Genomic DNA, 14,129 nt, shown 5'->3' on the forward strand with positions numbered 1-14,129 from the left:
TTCGATCAGCCCAGGCTGACCTGCACCGCCGCGAGACCGAAATAGGTGACCAGGATGGCCGCACCCTCGAAGCCAATGCCGCGGCGCTCGCGCATGATCAGGCCCATCAGGAGGATGGCGGTGATGATGATCGCACCCATCATCATCAGTCCGTCGGCCTGCGACATCGCATGATAGATCGAGCCATCGCGATAGGCCGCATCCGACAGGGACAGGAAGAGGACGTCGAAGGTGTTGCCGCCGATGATCCCGCCGACTGCCAGCTGCAGCGCACCGCGCCGCACGGCCGCCATCGTCGTGACGAGTTCGGGCAGGGAGGTGGCAACCGCGGTCATCAACGCGCCGACCACGGTCTGCGAAATGCCGAGTTCCACCGAGATCGTCTCGCCGGCCCGCGCAATGGCGAAGCCGCTGACGGCAAGGATCAGGCTGAGCCCGGCAAATGTCGCGGCCATCAGCCAGAGCGGGCGGGCATGGGCGGCGGCTTCATCAGGGGCATCGGCGCGGGTTTCGGGCGTGCTTTGCGGGCGCCACATCGGCGTGTTGTTCAATGACACGGCGGCACGCGCCCCGAACAGGTAGATCACGAAGAGCAGGATGGAGACCGGGTGGATCGCGAACAGCGTGACCGGCGGAGCATAGGCCGCGCCAAGCGGCAGCGCCACCATCAGGACGAGCATCGCCGCCATCAGGAGGTTGTTCGCGTCAGCGGCGGCATGCTCAAGATTGGCCCGCCGGTGCAGCATGTCAGCGAGGACGAGGAAGGTCGTCTGCGCGGTGATCCCGCCAACCGCATTGGAGAGGGCGAGCGACGCCTGTCCATCCAGCGCGGCGGTTACCGACGTCACGATGCCGGAGAGCGATGTGCTCCCCCCCAGCAGGACCCCGCCAAACACCGCTTCGCCAAGGCCTGTCCGGTCGGCCAGCCGGTCGGCTTCACCGGTGATCGCGACACCGGCCAGCGTCACCACACCGGCGGCGGCGATCAGGATTGCAATGGCGATTTCGAGCGAAATGGACGGACCTCTCCTGGCGAACCGGACACGCAAGGGCAATGTCTTCAGGGCACGAAGGTTCCGCCCGGACGAGAGCGCCAAGAGCGGCTGCCCGGCATGGCCCCTCGTTACAGGCCAGCCGGGCAGCCCAGCGGCCGCGGCCTATTTCGCGATGGGGTTGCGAACGGCGCGGCGCTGTTCCTGCAGCTCCAGAGTGGTTGCGTGTTGCTCAAGGACCCCACCGGCCAGGCGGTAGCATTGCACCGCGTCTACCGCTTCGCCGGTGTGAAGCCCGGGTTCGTCCGAGATGATGCTGGCCGCGCCGATGATCACGGGCGCAAGGATCGAGGCGGTGAGGACCGCGAGGACCAGTTCTCTTCCCAGCCCAGCCAAGCGGCTCGTGTTCACCTGGGTCATCTCTCGTCTCCTCTGCAGGTTCCGTCCTTGTCTGCATCGAAACTAGGGGGTTGAAGCCGGCGCCTGTATTGGCAATAATGCCAACAGTTGGTGGATTTTCGCCAAAGTGAGGCCCGACACGAGGAGGAAGCCATGGCTGACGGCGCCGCAAAGCCGCACCGCATCGTGACCCTCGTCTATGACCGGTTCTGGCCGTTCGAGTTCGGGATCGCGGTCGAGGTATTCGGCTGGTCGCGGCCGGAAATCCTCGGCATCCCCTGGTATGACTTCAAGGTCGCCGGTCCGGGCGGGCCTGTGCGAAGCCTCGGCGCTTTCTCGCTGACGCCGGATCATTGCTATGACATTGCGGCTGAGGCCGACACGCTCATCGTCCCGGCCTGGCGGGAGGTCGATGAAATCCCGCCGGACGACGTCCTCGAGGCGGTTCGCCGCGCGCACAAGGCGGGCGCACGGATCGTTTCCTACTGTACAGGTAGTTTCGTGCTCGGGCATGCCGGCCTGCTGAAAGGGCGACGGGCAACCACGCACTGGCGCTACATGCAGGGCTTCAAACAGGCCTTTCCCGACACCAAGGCGACCGAGGACGTGCTCTACGTCGATGATGGTGAGATCATTACGTCAGCAGGCAGCAGCGCGGCCCTCGATGCCAGCCTTCATATCATTCGCACTGACTTTGGCAGTGAGATCGCCAATCGCATTGCGCGCAGCCTTGTCACGCCGCCCCATCGCGAAGGCAGTCAGGCCCAATACATCGAAGCGCCTTACCAGGAGCGGGCTGGCCAGTCTGTCGCTGTTGTCCTCGACTGGGCCCGCGAGCGCCTCGATCAGGTCATCGAGATTGGCGAGATGGCGGCCTTCTCCGGCATGAGCGAGCGCACCTTCCTGCGCCGCTTCCGAGAGGGGACGGGTACAACGCCGCTAAAATGGCTACGCCGCGAGCGCGTCCTGCGGGCAATGAGCCTGCTGGAAAAGACGCAGCTTCCGCTGTCTGATGTTTCGCACCAGTGCGGGTTCGGTTCCTTCGAGACCTTCCGCGCCGCTTTCCGAGAAATTGCGGGCATCACCCCGCACGCCTATCGCAAGCGCTTCGAGTGCGGGATCAGCCGGGCCGGGGCGCCGGCCGACTAGTCCTCGACAGGCGCGTCCGGGTCGCGCACCCGGATGAGGCCATTGCCGATCATGCTCATGACCAGCTCGTCATCCTGGTTGAAGACACGTGTTTCGGATTTGGTAAGCCCCATATCGGGCCGGCTCTTCATCCGCCGTTTGGAAATCAGCTCCGACTCAGTGCGCAGCGTGTCGCCCGGATAGACCGGCTTGATCCATTTCAGCTCGTCAATGCCGGGTGAGCCAAGGCCGGCCTGCGGCTCGCCGGCCTGGAAGGTCTCGACCATCAGGCGCATCGTCATCGCCGCCGTATGCCAGCCCGATGCGGACAGCCGCCCGAAAAAGGTCTGCTTTGCAGCCTCGTCATCGAGGTGGAAGGGCTGGGGATCGTACTTGCCCGCAAATTCGATGACTTCCTCGCGCGTCACCTCATAGCTGCGCGGCGAGCGCGTGATGGTACCGATTTCCAGATCCTCGAAATACTTCATTCCCTGTCCTCGATGGTTTCCTGAAGGCCCTAAATGACGAAGCGCCCGCCTTCCGCCAAGCCTGACGGTACGGCAGTCCGGCTTGCCAAGGCGCGGGGCGGCTGCTTCAAGCGGTGGATGAATACACTTCTTCCCATCGCAGCCGAGATCGGCGAGCGGCTGAAAGCGCGTGGCGAGACCGTCGCCATATCCGAATCGTCGTCTGGCGGCCTGATTTCGGCGGCGCTGCTGGCACAGCCGGGCGCATCGGCGTTCTATCGCGGCGGCGGTGTCATCTATACGCCGCAGGCCTTTCGCGGACTGATGGGGCTTGGCCGGGCCGACATCGAGGGCATGCGCTCATCGACCGAGCCCTATGCCCGCGTCCTGGCGCGTACCATTCGCGGCAAGCTGGACGCCAGCTGGGGCCTTTGTGAGACCGGTGCATCCGGGCCGTCCGGCAATCCATATGGCGATGCCGCTGGTCATACCTGCGTCGCGCTGATCGGCGAAGACGAGACCGGCCCGCTCGAACTGTCCCGCACGCTGGAGACGGGCTTGTCCGATCGCGAAGAGAATATGCGCCGGTTTGCCTATGAGGCGCTGCAACTGCTGCACAACGCCTTGAGCTGAACAAGGAGAACGCCCATGGCCGCGACTGAAAGATGGACCTCCGGAGCGCCGGTTGTCGGCTATGCCTGGCCAGCAGACCAGCCGAAAGCCAACCTGTTGCTGCATCATGGCTATGGCGAATATGCCGAGCGGTTCGTTACGGGCCATGGCGGCCTTATTCCGGCGCTGAACGCGGCCGGGATCAGCGTCTATGCCTATGACGCCATCGGCCATGGCCGCACACCCGGTCCGCGCGGGATGATCGACCTGAAACGGGCCGTCTCGCACCATCTGGCCGCGCGCAAGACCCTGGCAGGCGATCGCCGCCCGCTCTTCCTGTTCGGCCACTCGCTCGGCGGCCTGGTGACGGCGGCCAGCGCTGCGCACGATCCTGACGGAACAGCCGGCGTCGTGCTGAGCGCGCCCGCCTTGGAGATCGACGTCAATCCAGTGCTCCGTGCGATTGCCGGGGCCGTCGCGGCCATCGCGCCGACAGCCCGTCTGACCCCGCCGCTGGACGCCGATGCCATCTCCCGCGACGCCGCTGTCGTCAACGCCTATCGCGACGATCCGATGGTCATAAAGCGCGCACCGGCTGCCCGGACGGGAGCGACGGCCTTCAAGGTACTCGATCGGGCCTGGCGCGAATTTGAGGGCTGGCAGCTGCCAGTGCTCGTCATCCACGGCGATGCGGACCGGCTCGTTCCGATCAGCGGCAGCCGCCGCTTTGTCGAGACGGTGCCGGCCAGCGACAAGACGCTTGAGGAATTCAAGGGCGGCTATCATGAGCTGCTCGACGACACCGACCGCAAGCGGGCGATGGAGACGGTGCTCGGCTGGCTGCGCGCGCGCCTGAATTGAACGCCGCCTTGACCCCGGCGCCGCGACGGACCTTACTGGCCGGCAGGCTGAGATGAGGGGGCAGGCGTGAAAATTATCCGGAATATTCGACGTGCCGGCCTGATCGCCGCCGCCGTGCTGGCCCTCGGCGCCGGGCCAGCGCTGGCCTGCTCCTGCGCACCGGCCGAAAGCGCCGAGGCCCAGGCGGCCGGGTATGACCTCGTCGCCGTGGTCACAGTCGGCGAAAGCTGGGCGCTGGAATCCGAGAGCGAGACGGCGGAGGCCGAGGCGTACAAGTCGTACCAGGACGAGAAGGCCGAGGCGCTACGGACCTATGCAGAGGCGCTGGCGGCGGGCGAGGATGTGCCGCCGCTGGCGGACTTCATGGACAATTTCTACAGCCAGTCCACCTACCGGCCGGCGCCTTATGTGATCGGGTCGCACCTTACCATGATGCATGTGCAGAGTGTGCTGAAGGGTGAGATGTCGCGTCACGTGGTCGTGAAATCGATGGACCCCGGCATGCCGGCCTGCGGCGTGCGCTATCGCCCGGGGGCGCAGGTGCTGTTGCTGGCGCAGGGCAGCAATGGCGTCTACCGCACCTCGATGTGCGACCGGGCGCAGTTCCCGCTCGAGGATTTTGAGGCAGCTCTCAACACCGAGTAGGAGGCAGGACGAATGGCCCAGACCGCCGGATATTCAGGAAAGCCTCTGGCACAGAAGCTGGGCCTGAAAGACGGTATGCAGGCCGCCGTGATTGCCGCGCCCGAACAGTATGACGCGCTGATCGACGCCTTTCCGGTCACCCATGTGCCGGCCTCCGACAGGCTGGAGGGGGACTGGGCGTTCCTTCATCTCTTCTGCCGCGAGACCGCCGACCTCGAAGCCGGACTGGCGCCGGTTTTCGCGCATCTGGCGGAAGGCGGAATGATCTGGGTGTCGTGGCCAAAGAAATCCTCGAAGCTGTGGCGCGACATGACCGAGGACGATGTGCGCCGTGTGGCGCTGCCTATGGGTCTGGTCGATGTGAAGGTCTGTGCGGTCGATGCCGACTGGTCGGGCCTCAAGCTGATGCGTCGCAAGAAGGGATGAGTGAGCCCCCTGCTTGCCTCCGCGTGACGAATAACAGGGAGGAAGACATGACAATTCAAAAGCGGTTTCTGGTGCTGGGGGCGGCGCTGTTCCTGCTCGGACTGGTCTCCGGCCTGCTTCCGGGGATCATGGCCAATCCCCGAATGGGCCTGTCGGCGCACATGCAGGGGCTCACCAATGGCATGTTCCTGATCGCACTGGGCGCAGCCTGGCCGCATGTTTCGCTGGGCGAAAAGCTCGAACCGCTCTGCTTCTGGCTCCTGGCTTTCGGGACGGTCGCCAACTGGCTGGCGACAAGTCTTGCGGCTTTCTGGGGCACGGGACAGCTGACGCCGATTATTTCGCCGGATCCCACGGCGCCGGGATGGCAGGAAGCGATTGTCTCGGTTATGCTGCTCTCGCTGACGCTGGCCATGCTGGCGGGGACAGCGCTGGTTCTTGCCGGATTTCTGAGAAAGACATGAAGATCCGCCCCTACCAGCCTGAGGATGCCGGCCGCATGGAAGACATCTTCCTGCGAGCGGTCCGCAAGATCGGCCGGGAATTCTATTCAGCCGAGCAGGTCGCGGCCTGGTCGGGCCCGCGCGTCAGTGCCGAACGCCTCGATGGGCTCTATTCCGACGGCCGGGTAACCTTCATCGCGACGGACCGCGAGGACCGGGCCATCGCCTTCAGCGACCATGCCGCCGACGGTCATATCGACATGCTCTATTGCGATCCGGCCTTTGCCCGGCAAGGCGTTGCGACGGCTTTGCTGGAAGCAGTGGAAAGCAATGCGCGCTCTGTCGGGATCGACCGGCTATTCACGGAGGCCAGCGAAGCGGCAAAGCCTGTCTTCCGGAAGGCGGGCTTTCTCATTCTTCGCCGCCGGGAGCTGAATGTCGACGGCGTCTCGATCCACAACTGGGCGATGGAGAAGCGGCTGGCCTGATCAGTAGGGCGTTCCGTCCTCATGGCGGTAGATGCCGTCCGGGCCGACCTTCATGTCGAGGCCGGGATAGGTGCAGCCATCCATCTCGTTCCGGTTGCTGACAACGAGAAAGACAAGGTCTTCGCTGCCTTCATTCCGAATATGATGGGCCTCGCCCCCGGCCGGGAAGGCCGCCATCTCCCCCGGTTTCAAAATGTCCTCGCCCTTGCTGGTGACGAGCCGGCCTTCGCCTGAAAGGATGATCACGAATTCATCCTCATGGCTGTGGTCATGCATCTGGCTCGACCATGTGCCCGGCGGGATGGTGCAATAGTTTACGCCGATCAGGCTGAGACCGCCCGCATCGCCGACGGGCTTCCAGCGCCGCGCCTTTACCTTCATGGCATGTGGATCGGGATAATTCGTACCGCTCTTTTCGGGCACAGCGGCAAGGTCGATCTTGGGCATGGCTCAGGTCTTTTTCGTGAGTGTCAGGCCGAGTGCTCGTAGCATGAAGTCCGCCCGTGTCGCCACGCTTGCTTTTGGCAGGTCAATGATGGCATAGCCGCGTTTCGGATAGGCATGGCGCAGCCACTGATATTCGAGCACGGCGATGTCGAAGGGTAGCGGGCGCTCGTCATCCTGTTCGTAGAGTGCTTCCCAGGGCGGAGCGAAGAAGACAGGGTTGGAATAAAGGCAGGCCTCTCCGATCGCCTTCAGCTCAGGCGGCGCGGAAATCGACAGCCGCTCGAAATGCGCCAGTGCGTCGACGGCGGACCGGTCGAAGAAAACGGGCGCGTCGAGGTTCGCAACAGCATGCAGGGTCTCGTGCGCATACTCGATCGCCTTGCGCACAAAGGCTTCGGGGTTGATCCATGGCAACGCGTCCCCGCCCGTCGCCAGCGCCTCGCGCACAATATTCCGGCCAGGCTCCTCGACGGTGTGATACCCGCGCGCTGACAGTTCGCCCAGCAGGGAGGACTTGCCGCCCGAAGAGCAGCCCGAGATCACGATCCGGCGCCGGTCTCTCACCTGGCCTCACTTTCCTGTCGCCTGACCCCAGGGATGGTCTTCATACATCACCCGCTCAAGATAGAGCCCGTCCGGCGGAGCGACCGGCCCGCAGGCTGAGCGCTCACATGCTTCCAGGATCTCCTTCATCCAGCCCGGATCTCGCACGCCCCGGCCGACCTCGACCAGGCTGCCGACAATGGAGCGGACCTGCCGGTGCAGGAAGCTGCGGGCCGTGGCTGTGATCTCCACCCGGCCCGCCATCCGGTGAACCTCGAGCGTGTCGAGCGTCTTGACGGGGCTGGCTGCCTGGCACTCGGCATCGCGGAAGGTTGAGAAGTCATGTTCGCCGATCAGGTGGCGGGCGGCGGCCTGCATGGCATCGGTGTCGAGCTGCTGGGGCACGCGCCAGACAAGGCCCTTGTCGACGGTGAGGTCCGCGCGCCGGTTGACGATGATATAGCGATAGGCCCGCCCCGTTGCGGAGAAACGGGCATGGAAATTCTGGTCGACTTCCTCGGCCTTCAGCACGGCGACCGGTTTGGGCCGCAGGTGGAAGTTCAGCGCGTCGGCGATCTTGCGGATCGGCCTCGGCTTTAGGAGGTCGATATGCGCGACCTGACCTGTGGCGTGGACGCCAGCATCGGTGCGCCCGGCGCCCTGCACCAGGACCGGCGCGCCGTCGAGCATGGCGCAGGCGTCTTCCAGCGCGCCCTGTACGGTCGGCTGGTCGTCCTGACGCTGCCAGCCATAGAAGGGCCGGCCGTCATATTCGATCAGGAGGCGGACACGCTGGCTCATGCGGGTGCCGTGAAGGCTTTCGGATAGGTGAGCTCACCTTCGCGCGGGGCGTCCTCGCGCAGTTCGATGCCCATGAAGGCCGGGCCCGACCATGGCGCCTGGTAGCGGGCGGCGACGGCGGGCGAGAAGCCGAATTTCGGATAATAGTCGGCATGGCCGAGCACGAAGACCAGCCCGCGGCCCTGGCCTTCCATCATCGTCATGCCAAGCTTGATGAGCCCGCGTCCGATCCCCGATGCCTGCCGGCCCGGCTTCACGCTCATCGGGCCGAGCCCGGCGGCGATGTCATTGCCATCGACGAGGATGCGGAAGAACTGGATGTGGCCGAGAATGTCGCGGTCGTCATGGGCAACCAGCGAGGCGAGGCTGTCGCCGTCTTCAGCGAGGCGGGCGACGATGTTGGCCTCGGCCGGTGAGCCGAAGGCCTCGGTATTGAGCGCGGCGATGGCGTCGGCGTCTTCCGGGCGGGCGAGGCGGGTCCAGATGTCTCTCATTCGAAGCGGGTGCCTTTCGCCACCTTGTTACCGCGCAGGAAGTCGTCTGCCTCCATGGCGCGCGAACCGGGTTTCTGCAAGGCGTGCAGGCGCACCGCGCCGCCATCGCCGCAGGCCACGTGCAGCGTGTCGTCCAGCACGGTGCCTGGCGGCTGGTCATGGGTTTCGTCTGTGAGGCGGCTGGACAGGGCCTTGATCCGCAGCGGTTCGGTCTCGCCCGCAGGCGTCCAGTGAAACCAGGCGCCGGGGAAGGGCGAAAGCCCCCGGATCTGACAGTCGACCGCGTGGGCCGGCTGCGACCAGTCGATGCGCTGGTCGGCGGCGGTGATCTTCGAAGCATAGGTGACGCCGTCCTCGGCCTGAGGAACCGGTTTCAGGCTGCCATCGGCCAGGCCTTCCAGCGCGCGCGGGGCGAGGTCGGCGGCGAGGTCGGCGAGCTTGTCGTGCAGGCTGCCGGCCGTGTCGAAGGGAAAGATGCGCGTCTCCTCGCTGGCGAGCACGGGGCCGGTATCGAGGCCGGCTTCCATCATCATTGCCTGCACGCCGGTCATCTCGTCCCCGGCCATGATGGCGCGCTGGATCGGCGCGGCGCCGCGCCATCGCGGCAGCAGCGAGGCGTGCATGTTCAGGCAGCCAAGGCGCGGCGCATCGAGCACCGCCTGTGGCAGGATCAGGCCATAGGCGACGACGACGGCGGCATCGAGGTCGAGGGCGGCAAAGCGGGCTTTCTCCTCGGCGGGTTTGAGGGATTTGGGCGTGCGCACCTCAAACCCATGGTCTTCTGCCCAGGCATGCACGGGGGTCGGGCGCAGCTTCTTGCCACGGCCTGCCGGGCGGGGCGGTTGGGAATAGACGCAGGCAATCTCGTGACCCGCCTCGACGAGGGCGGCGAGGACCGGCACGGAGAAATCAGGGCTGCCCATGAAGGCGATGCGCAGGGGTGTCGTCATGTGGCGGGGTCTAGCGAAGCGGCGGGGAAGTGCAAGCGGCTCGGTGAAAACCGACGCGGCCCTGCGGCTTGACCGTTCGGTCCATCCCCGGAGTTCTCAGGAAAATCGACCATTGGAGATGGGCACCACGGTCCAGCCGTGGTGAGGCGTCAAATGTCAATTGCCCAGCAATAATCTGTCCTAGGCCACCGTGGCCGGTGTGGAACGAGCACGCGACTTCGAGGCCTTGGCGTTCAGGCGGTTCGCCTTCTTCACCTTGTCGATGGCGCGCTGGCGTTTCAGCCGCGACAGGTGGTCGATGAAGAGCGTGCCTTCGAGGTGGTCCATCTCGTGCTGGATGCAGACCGCATACATGCCCTCGGCAATCTCCTCGACTTCCTTGCCATTGTAATCGAGGTACCTGACACGGCAGCGCGTCGGGCGCTCAACCTCGTCGAACACGTCCGGCACCGACAGGCAGCCTTCTTCATAAGGCGCCAGGTCTTCGGTCAGCGGCAGGATTTCCGGGTTCACGAAATAGCGCGGATTGGGCTCCTCGCCTTCGCCGGCAAGGTCCATCACGATGACGCGCTGGGGCACGCCGATCTGGATCGCCGCAAGGCCGATGCCGGGGGCGTCGTACATGGTCTCCAGCATGTCATCCATCAGCGCGCGGATTTCATCCGTGACGCCGCCTTCGACGGGCTTGGAGACTTCCTTCAGACGCGGGTCCGGGACGGTGATGATTTCACGAATGGCCATGCGGAGAAAATAGGTGGCGGGCGGCGGAAAATCAACGCTGGTGGCTGACTACGCCGCATCCTCCTCATCCTCATTGTCGGCGCTGGAGAAATCGAGCTCGCCGGTGCGGTCCGGCAGCATGGCGCGTTTCTCGATGGTCTCGATCTCCGGGACCGATTTTTCCGGGGGGGCGATCTGCAAATCCTCGAACTTGCGGGCCGCTGGCAGGACGCGAGAGGTCAGGCTGGAGCCGAGCTTGTTATAGGCGTCCACGGCGCCATTCAGCGACTTGCCGACCTTCTCGACATGGCCGCCCAGCGTGGTGAGACGGGCATAGAGATCACGGCCTAGCTCCGCGGCCTGGCGGGCATTCTCGGTTGCCTGTTCCTGGCGCCAGCCATAGGCGACCGCCTTGGCGAGGGCGAGCAGGGTGGAGGGCGTCACCACGATGACCTGGCGTGCGGCGGCAAAGTCGAACAGGTCCGGCTCGTGCTCGAGGGCGGCGACGTAGAAATTCTCGCCCGGGATGAAGAGGGCGACGAAGTCCACGCGCTTGGAAAAGGCGCTCTGATAGTCCTTCGAGCCAAGGCGCTTGATGTGTTCTCGAACCTTCTGGCCATGCGCCTTGAGATAGGCCGCGCGACGAGCCGGGTCGGTCTCGTCGAGCGCTTTCAGATAGTCCTCAATGGAGACCTTTGAGTCGACCACGATCTCGCGTCCGCCGGGCAGCTTGATGATCACGTCCGGGCGGATCGACTTGTCGTCGACGCGGTCATGCACCTGTTCGGAGAAGTCGCAATGGGCCGACAGGCCGGCATGCTCCATGACATTGCGCAGCGTCGTCTCGCCCCAGCGACCGCCGCCTTTCGGGGCAGACAGCGCGGTGACGAGCTTGTTGGTCTCGGTCGTGTGCATCTTCAGGCTCTCGCCAATGGCCTTGACCTGTTCCTGAATGGCGGACTTGTCCTGAGCCCGGACCTTTTCGAGGTCAGCGACCTTTTTCGCAAAGTCCTCAAGGTTCTTGTTGATCGGGCTCATCAGCTCCTTGAGGTTGGACTGCGCGCCTTCCTTGTGGCGTTTGAAATGCTCATCGGCCTGAGTCAGGAAGCGCCGGCTCGACTGGTCGAGCACGCGCTGGGCGAGGTCGGCGAACTTCTTCTCGTCTTCCTCACTGCGCGCTTCGGCGCGGGCGAGAGCGATCTTTGCCTCTTCGGCCACCGCTGCCTGTGTCTTCAGCTGCTGACGCAAATCCTCGCGCTCGGCCTTGGCCGTTTCGAGCAAGTCCTGTGTGTGGGCGAGGTCCCGCTCAACGTCGCCCGCGCGCGTCTGCAGCTCGCCGCGCATCCAGATCAGGACGCCGGCCAGCGCGGCCGCTGTGACGAAAAGGATGAGGTGGATAAGGTCGAGGCCGACCGAGCCGATGGTGATGAAAGCGTCCATGGCATTATTCCTAGTCCGATTCGGCTTGACTCTCTTGTCCGCAAGCGCTCAGAACATACAAGGAACAAATGGCGCCGTCCAGTGTGGAGCGGCAGGCAGGGTGGGGCATGATCGCGAGTATGGACCCGTCATTGAAGGCTGTGGCGCGCCGGCATGCCCGGTCGGCGGATGAGGCGGACGATCTTGTCCAGCAGGCGCTGCTGGCCGCGATCGAGGCCGGGCGAACGGATTTTACATCCGGACAGACACGGGCCTGGCTGAAAGGCGTGATCCGCAACAAGGCTCGCATGGCGGCTCGCGGAGCGGTGCGCCGCAAGGCCCGCGAGACAGCCTGGCAGGACGGGGCAGCTCTGACCATTGAACGCAGCACCGCTGGCCTGCCGGATGTGTCCGCGCTGCCGCGTTCGCTGCGGCTGGTCGCCTTGCTTGCCTTTGCCGGGGCGACGCGGCCGGAAATCGCCTGGCTTCTCGGCCTGTCGGATACCGCGCTGCGCCAGCGGATATCGCAGCTGAAACGCGCCCTGGACGGTTTGCCGGAAGGCGAGGGCGGCCCGGCGCTGCAGGGTGCGCTACCCTTTGGTGCGCTCCGGCGCAGCATGGTCGAGCGGCTGAAGGCGCGCGGCGGTTTCCTCGCCAGCCATGACCCGGACGGGCATTTATTTGTCATTGCCAGCTCACAAAAGCCGGCCACGCGGCAACAGCAGGGTGAGCCACCAGAAAAGGGGAGACATCCATGCTCGCAAAAATGAATATCGGCGCCATCGTTTTCTATGTCTCGGACATCGACCGGACGGAGGCGTTCTACAGGGAGACCCTCGGCCTGGACCTGAACCGCATGCCCGGCGAACCGGGCGAAAGCGGCGGGGCTGACTGGCTGATGGCCGGCATGGCCAATGGTGTCAGCCTCATCTTCTTCCAGATGCCGGGCAAGCAGGGCGACAGTCCGGTCCCCGTCTTCGAGCTCGCGGAGGGCGGGATCGAGGCGATCGTTGAGGGGTTGGCGTCAAAGGGGGTGACGATTGTGACCCCGGTCTCGCACGCCCCGGACGGCGGCCTGACGGCTGATTTCGCCGACCCCGACGGCCACACCCTGTCCATGTACCAGGCGCCGGACAAGCCGCGCTAGAAGACGCCCATGGCGAGCCCGGCGGCCATCGCTTCGCCGAGCTCGCGGCACTTTTGCAGGTCTTCCTCGCCGATGGTCTTGTCGGCGAGGATCTGCTCGGTTGTCTGGGCGTGGGTGCAGATGATGAACGGCTCCTGCGCTACTTTTAGCCGCCAGCCGGTCGCGATCCGGGCGGTCTGTTTCATCGCGTTTTCGCCATCGGAGCCGGCGCAGATCATCTGGGCGTAGGGCCGGCCTTCGATCTTGCCGAGGACGCTATAATAGGAGCGGTCGAAGAACTCCTTCATGCCGCCGGCAATGGCGGCGAGGTTCTCCGGTGCGCAGAAGATATAGCCGTCGGCGGCGAGCAGGTCGTCCGGCCCGGCGTCTTCAGCCCATTTCAGGATAGCCTCGGTGCCGTCTTCGGACTGCGCGGCCTCGAAGGCGGCTTTGGCCATCTGCTTGGCGCCGCCGGTGCGGGAGAAGTAGATGATGAGGAGTTTGGGCATGGCGTGGCAACCGCATTGTGTTTGGTTCTCGCTGTCTAGCGGGACTCCTGCAGATCACAAAAAGCCCGCCTGCACAGGGTCGGGCAGGCGGGCGGCGCGCCATTCGGCTCGAATGGCGTCTGGGTCATCGGACCGATTTACTCGTCATCGTAATATTTGACGCGGACCTGATCCCAGTCCTGAGTGTCGACGGCGTCGTCATCATTGAAGTCCCAGTCGTCGAACAGGTCGGCATCGTTCGTGGCATCGGCATATTCGACGAAGTCGATCATGCCATCACCATCGGAGTCGTATTCGATGTAAGCCTCCTCATCGAGGTCCCAGTCGTCATGGAAGGTTTCGGTGAAGGAGACCCATTCGGTGTCTTCGAGATAGCCGTCATTGTCCCAGTCGGCCATGCCGAATGCATAGGCATAGTACTCGCCGTCTTCGACAAAACCGCTGCGGTCAACATCGACATCTTCGAAGGTGCGCCACTGATAGGTGTCGTCGGTCGCTTCGGATTCGGCTGATGCCGGTGCCGGCGCAATCGTGATGGCTGCGCCAAGGGCGGTTGAGGCGAGAAGGGCGGAAAAGAAATGTTTGCTGAGTGTCATGGTTGGCTCCTTTCTTTGATGCCCAACCAACGGAGGGCAACCGGAGCGTGTTCCAGTGAATTT

21 protein-coding genes are annotated in these 14,129 nt (G+C 64.6%); 9 read left to right on the top strand and 12 right to left on the bottom strand.

Annotation, left to right across the window (positions count from 1 at the left end; translation table 11 throughout):
• Positions 1–5 precede the first annotated feature (5 nt).
• The gene (locus D1227_RS09615) at positions 6–1,049 is read right to left on the bottom strand and encodes a sodium:calcium antiporter (RefSeq protein WP_199288229.1); all 1,044 of its coding nucleotides are present in this window, start codon (positions 1,047–1,049) and stop codon (positions 6–8) included.
• Between the two features lie 108 nt (positions 1,050–1,157).
• Complete coding sequence (locus D1227_RS09620) at positions 1,158–1,412, bottom strand: hypothetical protein (RefSeq protein ID WP_119377612.1); 255 nt, start codon at positions 1,410–1,412, stop codon at positions 1,158–1,160.
• Between the two features lie 132 nt (positions 1,413–1,544).
• Here D1227_RS09620 and D1227_RS09625 point away from each other — a divergent pair, with 132 nt between their 5' ends.
• Entirely contained in the window at positions 1,545–2,540 is a 996-nt protein-coding gene (locus tag D1227_RS09625; RefSeq protein ID WP_119377611.1) for a helix-turn-helix domain-containing protein, read from the top strand.
• On the opposite strand, the gene D1227_RS09630 is transcribed toward D1227_RS09625, so the two are convergent.
• Positions 2,537–3,007, bottom strand: coding sequence for a MaoC family dehydratase (locus D1227_RS09630; RefSeq protein WP_119377610.1), 471 nt, complete (start codon positions 3,005–3,007; stop codon positions 2,537–2,539). The two genes, D1227_RS09625 and D1227_RS09630, sit on opposite strands and share 4 nt — an antisense overlap.
• A gap of 117 nt (positions 3,008–3,124) precedes the next feature.
• Here D1227_RS09630 and D1227_RS09635 point away from each other — a divergent pair, with 117 nt between their 5' ends.
• The 6 genes from D1227_RS09635 to D1227_RS09660 all read left to right on the top strand — a co-directional run bounded on the left by D1227_RS09635 (position 3,125) and on the right by D1227_RS09660 (position 6,461).
• The gene (locus D1227_RS09635) at positions 3,125–3,619 is read left to right on the top strand and encodes a CinA family protein (RefSeq protein WP_119377873.1); all 495 of its coding nucleotides are present in this window, start codon (positions 3,125–3,127) and stop codon (positions 3,617–3,619) included.
• A gap of 15 nt (positions 3,620–3,634) precedes the next feature.
• Positions 3,635–4,459 (top strand): alpha/beta hydrolase, encoded by an 825-nt coding sequence (locus tag D1227_RS09640; RefSeq protein WP_119377609.1) that lies wholly within the window; start codon positions 3,635–3,637, stop codon positions 4,457–4,459.
• A 66-nt stretch (positions 4,460–4,525) separates the two neighbouring features.
• Positions 4,526–5,104, top strand: a complete 579-nt coding sequence (locus tag D1227_RS09645) for a hypothetical protein (RefSeq protein WP_119377608.1) — start codon at positions 4,526–4,528, stop codon at positions 5,102–5,104.
• Between the two features lie 12 nt (positions 5,105–5,116).
• Positions 5,117–5,530 carry a DUF3052 family protein gene (locus tag D1227_RS09650; RefSeq protein WP_119377607.1) on the top strand — a complete coding sequence of 138 codons (414 nt, stop codon included), beginning with the start codon at positions 5,117–5,119 and terminating at the stop codon, positions 5,528–5,530.
• Positions 5,531–5,577: 47 nt separating this feature from the next.
• Positions 5,578–5,994 (top strand): hydrogenase, encoded by a 417-nt coding sequence (locus tag D1227_RS09655; RefSeq protein WP_119377606.1) that lies wholly within the window; start codon positions 5,578–5,580, stop codon positions 5,992–5,994.
• On the top strand, positions 5,991–6,461 hold the full coding sequence (locus D1227_RS09660) for a GNAT family N-acetyltransferase (protein WP_119377605.1): 471 nt from the start codon (positions 5,991–5,993) through the stop codon (positions 6,459–6,461). The genes D1227_RS09655 and D1227_RS09660 overlap by 4 nt, the downstream gene beginning before the upstream one ends.
• Here the strand turns inward: D1227_RS09660 and D1227_RS09665 are convergent, their stop codons facing one another.
• The 7 genes from D1227_RS09665 to D1227_RS09695 all read right to left on the bottom strand — a co-directional run bounded on the left by D1227_RS09665 (position 6,462) and on the right by D1227_RS09695 (position 11,856).
• The gene (locus D1227_RS09665) at positions 6,462–6,908 is read right to left on the bottom strand and encodes a cupin domain-containing protein (RefSeq protein WP_119377604.1); all 447 of its coding nucleotides are present in this window, start codon (positions 6,906–6,908) and stop codon (positions 6,462–6,464) included.
• Positions 6,909–6,911: 3 nt separating this feature from the next.
• Entirely contained in the window at positions 6,912–7,472 is a 561-nt protein-coding gene (locus D1227_RS09670; protein WP_119377603.1) for an AAA family ATPase, read from the bottom strand.
• A 6-nt stretch (positions 7,473–7,478) separates the two neighbouring features.
• Complete coding sequence (truA, locus tag D1227_RS09675) at positions 7,479–8,252, bottom strand: tRNA pseudouridine(38-40) synthase TruA (RefSeq protein ID WP_119377602.1); 774 nt, start codon at positions 8,250–8,252, stop codon at positions 7,479–7,481.
• On the bottom strand, positions 8,249–8,746 hold the full coding sequence (locus D1227_RS09680) for a GNAT family N-acetyltransferase (protein WP_119377601.1): 498 nt from the start codon (positions 8,744–8,746) through the stop codon (positions 8,249–8,251). Before D1227_RS09680 ends, truA begins: the two co-directional genes overlap by 4 nt.
• The gene (gene fmt / locus D1227_RS09685) at positions 8,743–9,696 is read right to left on the bottom strand and encodes a methionyl-tRNA formyltransferase (protein ID WP_233350017.1); all 954 of its coding nucleotides are present in this window, start codon (positions 9,694–9,696) and stop codon (positions 8,743–8,745) included. Before fmt ends, D1227_RS09680 begins: the two co-directional genes overlap by 4 nt.
• Before the next feature lie 180 nt (positions 9,697–9,876).
• The gene (def, locus tag D1227_RS09690) at positions 9,877–10,437 is read right to left on the bottom strand and encodes a peptide deformylase (protein WP_119404575.1); all 561 of its coding nucleotides are present in this window, start codon (positions 10,435–10,437) and stop codon (positions 9,877–9,879) included.
• Positions 10,438–10,485: 48 nt separating this feature from the next.
• Positions 10,486–11,856: a DNA recombination protein RmuC gene (locus D1227_RS09695; protein WP_119404576.1), complete on the bottom strand. Its 1,371-nt coding sequence runs from the start codon at positions 11,854–11,856 to the stop codon at positions 10,486–10,488.
• Between the two features lie 107 nt (positions 11,857–11,963).
• Between D1227_RS09695 and D1227_RS09700 the strand changes: the two genes are divergently transcribed.
• Complete coding sequence (locus D1227_RS09700; RefSeq protein ID WP_119404577.1) at positions 11,964–12,605, top strand: RNA polymerase sigma factor; 642 nt, start codon at positions 11,964–11,966, stop codon at positions 12,603–12,605.
• On the top strand, positions 12,590–12,982 hold the full coding sequence (locus D1227_RS09705; protein ID WP_119404578.1) for a VOC family protein: 393 nt from the start codon (positions 12,590–12,592) through the stop codon (positions 12,980–12,982). Before D1227_RS09700 ends, D1227_RS09705 begins: the two co-directional genes overlap by 16 nt.
• Here the strand turns inward: D1227_RS09705 and D1227_RS09710 are convergent.
• Positions 12,979–13,470 carry a flavodoxin family protein gene (locus tag D1227_RS09710; RefSeq protein ID WP_119404579.1) on the bottom strand — a complete coding sequence of 164 codons (492 nt, stop codon included), beginning with the start codon at positions 13,468–13,470 and terminating at the stop codon, positions 12,979–12,981. The genes D1227_RS09705 and D1227_RS09710 overlap by 4 nt on opposite strands.
• A 137-nt stretch (positions 13,471–13,607) precedes the next feature.
• The gene (locus D1227_RS09715; RefSeq protein ID WP_119404580.1) at positions 13,608–14,066 is read right to left on the bottom strand and encodes an EF-hand domain-containing protein; all 459 of its coding nucleotides are present in this window, start codon (positions 14,064–14,066) and stop codon (positions 13,608–13,610) included.
• Between the last annotated feature and the right edge of the window lie 63 nt (positions 14,067–14,129).

The organism is Henriciella mobilis (assembly GCF_003576315.1).
In the GTDB taxonomy this organism is placed as follows: domain Bacteria; phylum Pseudomonadota; class Alphaproteobacteria; order Caulobacterales; family Hyphomonadaceae; genus Henriciella; species Henriciella mobilis.

Coding starts and splice junctions, on each gene's coding strand:
- D1227_RS09620 (WP_119377612.1), bottom strand. CDS start 1,412: ATGACCCAGGTGAACACGAGCCGCTTGGCTGGGCTGGGAAGAGAACTG.
- D1227_RS09625 (WP_119377611.1), top strand. CDS start 1,545: ATGGCTGACGGCGCCGCAAAGCCGCACCGCATCGTGACCCTCGTCTAT.
- D1227_RS09630 (WP_119377610.1), bottom strand. CDS start 3,007: ATGAAGTATTTCGAGGATCTGGAAATCGGTACCATCACGCGCTCGCCG.
- D1227_RS09635 (WP_119377873.1), top strand. CDS start 3,125: ATGAATACACTTCTTCCCATCGCAGCCGAGATCGGCGAGCGGCTGAAA.
- D1227_RS09640 (WP_119377609.1), top strand. CDS start 3,635: ATGGCCGCGACTGAAAGATGGACCTCCGGAGCGCCGGTTGTCGGCTAT.
- D1227_RS09650 (WP_119377607.1), top strand. CDS start 5,117: ATGGCCCAGACCGCCGGATATTCAGGAAAGCCTCTGGCACAGAAGCTG.
- D1227_RS09655 (WP_119377606.1), top strand. CDS start 5,578: ATGACAATTCAAAAGCGGTTTCTGGTGCTGGGGGCGGCGCTGTTCCTG.
- D1227_RS09660 (WP_119377605.1), top strand. CDS start 5,991: ATGAAGATCCGCCCCTACCAGCCTGAGGATGCCGGCCGCATGGAAGAC.
- D1227_RS09665 (WP_119377604.1), bottom strand. CDS start 6,908: ATGCCCAAGATCGACCTTGCCGCTGTGCCCGAAAAGAGCGGTACGAAT.
- truA (WP_119377602.1), bottom strand. CDS start 8,252: ATGAGCCAGCGTGTCCGCCTCCTGATCGAATATGACGGCCGGCCCTTC.
- D1227_RS09680 (WP_119377601.1), bottom strand. CDS start 8,746: ATGAGAGACATCTGGACCCGCCTCGCCCGCCCGGAAGACGCCGACGCC.
- fmt (WP_233350017.1), bottom strand. CDS start 9,696: ATGACGACACCCCTGCGCATCGCCTTCATGGGCAGCCCTGATTTCTCC.
- def (WP_119404575.1), bottom strand. CDS start 10,437: ATGGCCATTCGTGAAATCATCACCGTCCCGGACCCGCGTCTGAAGGAA.
- D1227_RS09695 (WP_119404576.1), bottom strand. CDS start 11,856: ATGGACGCTTTCATCACCATCGGCTCGGTCGGCCTCGACCTTATCCAC.
- D1227_RS09700 (WP_119404577.1), top strand. CDS start 11,964: ATGATCGCGAGTATGGACCCGTCATTGAAGGCTGTGGCGCGCCGGCAT.
- D1227_RS09705 (WP_119404578.1), top strand. CDS start 12,590: ATGCTCGCAAAAATGAATATCGGCGCCATCGTTTTCTATGTCTCGGAC.
- D1227_RS09710 (WP_119404579.1), bottom strand. CDS start 13,470: ATGCCCAAACTCCTCATCATCTACTTCTCCCGCACCGGCGGCGCCAAG.
- D1227_RS09715 (WP_119404580.1), bottom strand. CDS start 14,066: ATGACACTCAGCAAACATTTCTTTTCCGCCCTTCTCGCCTCAACCGCC.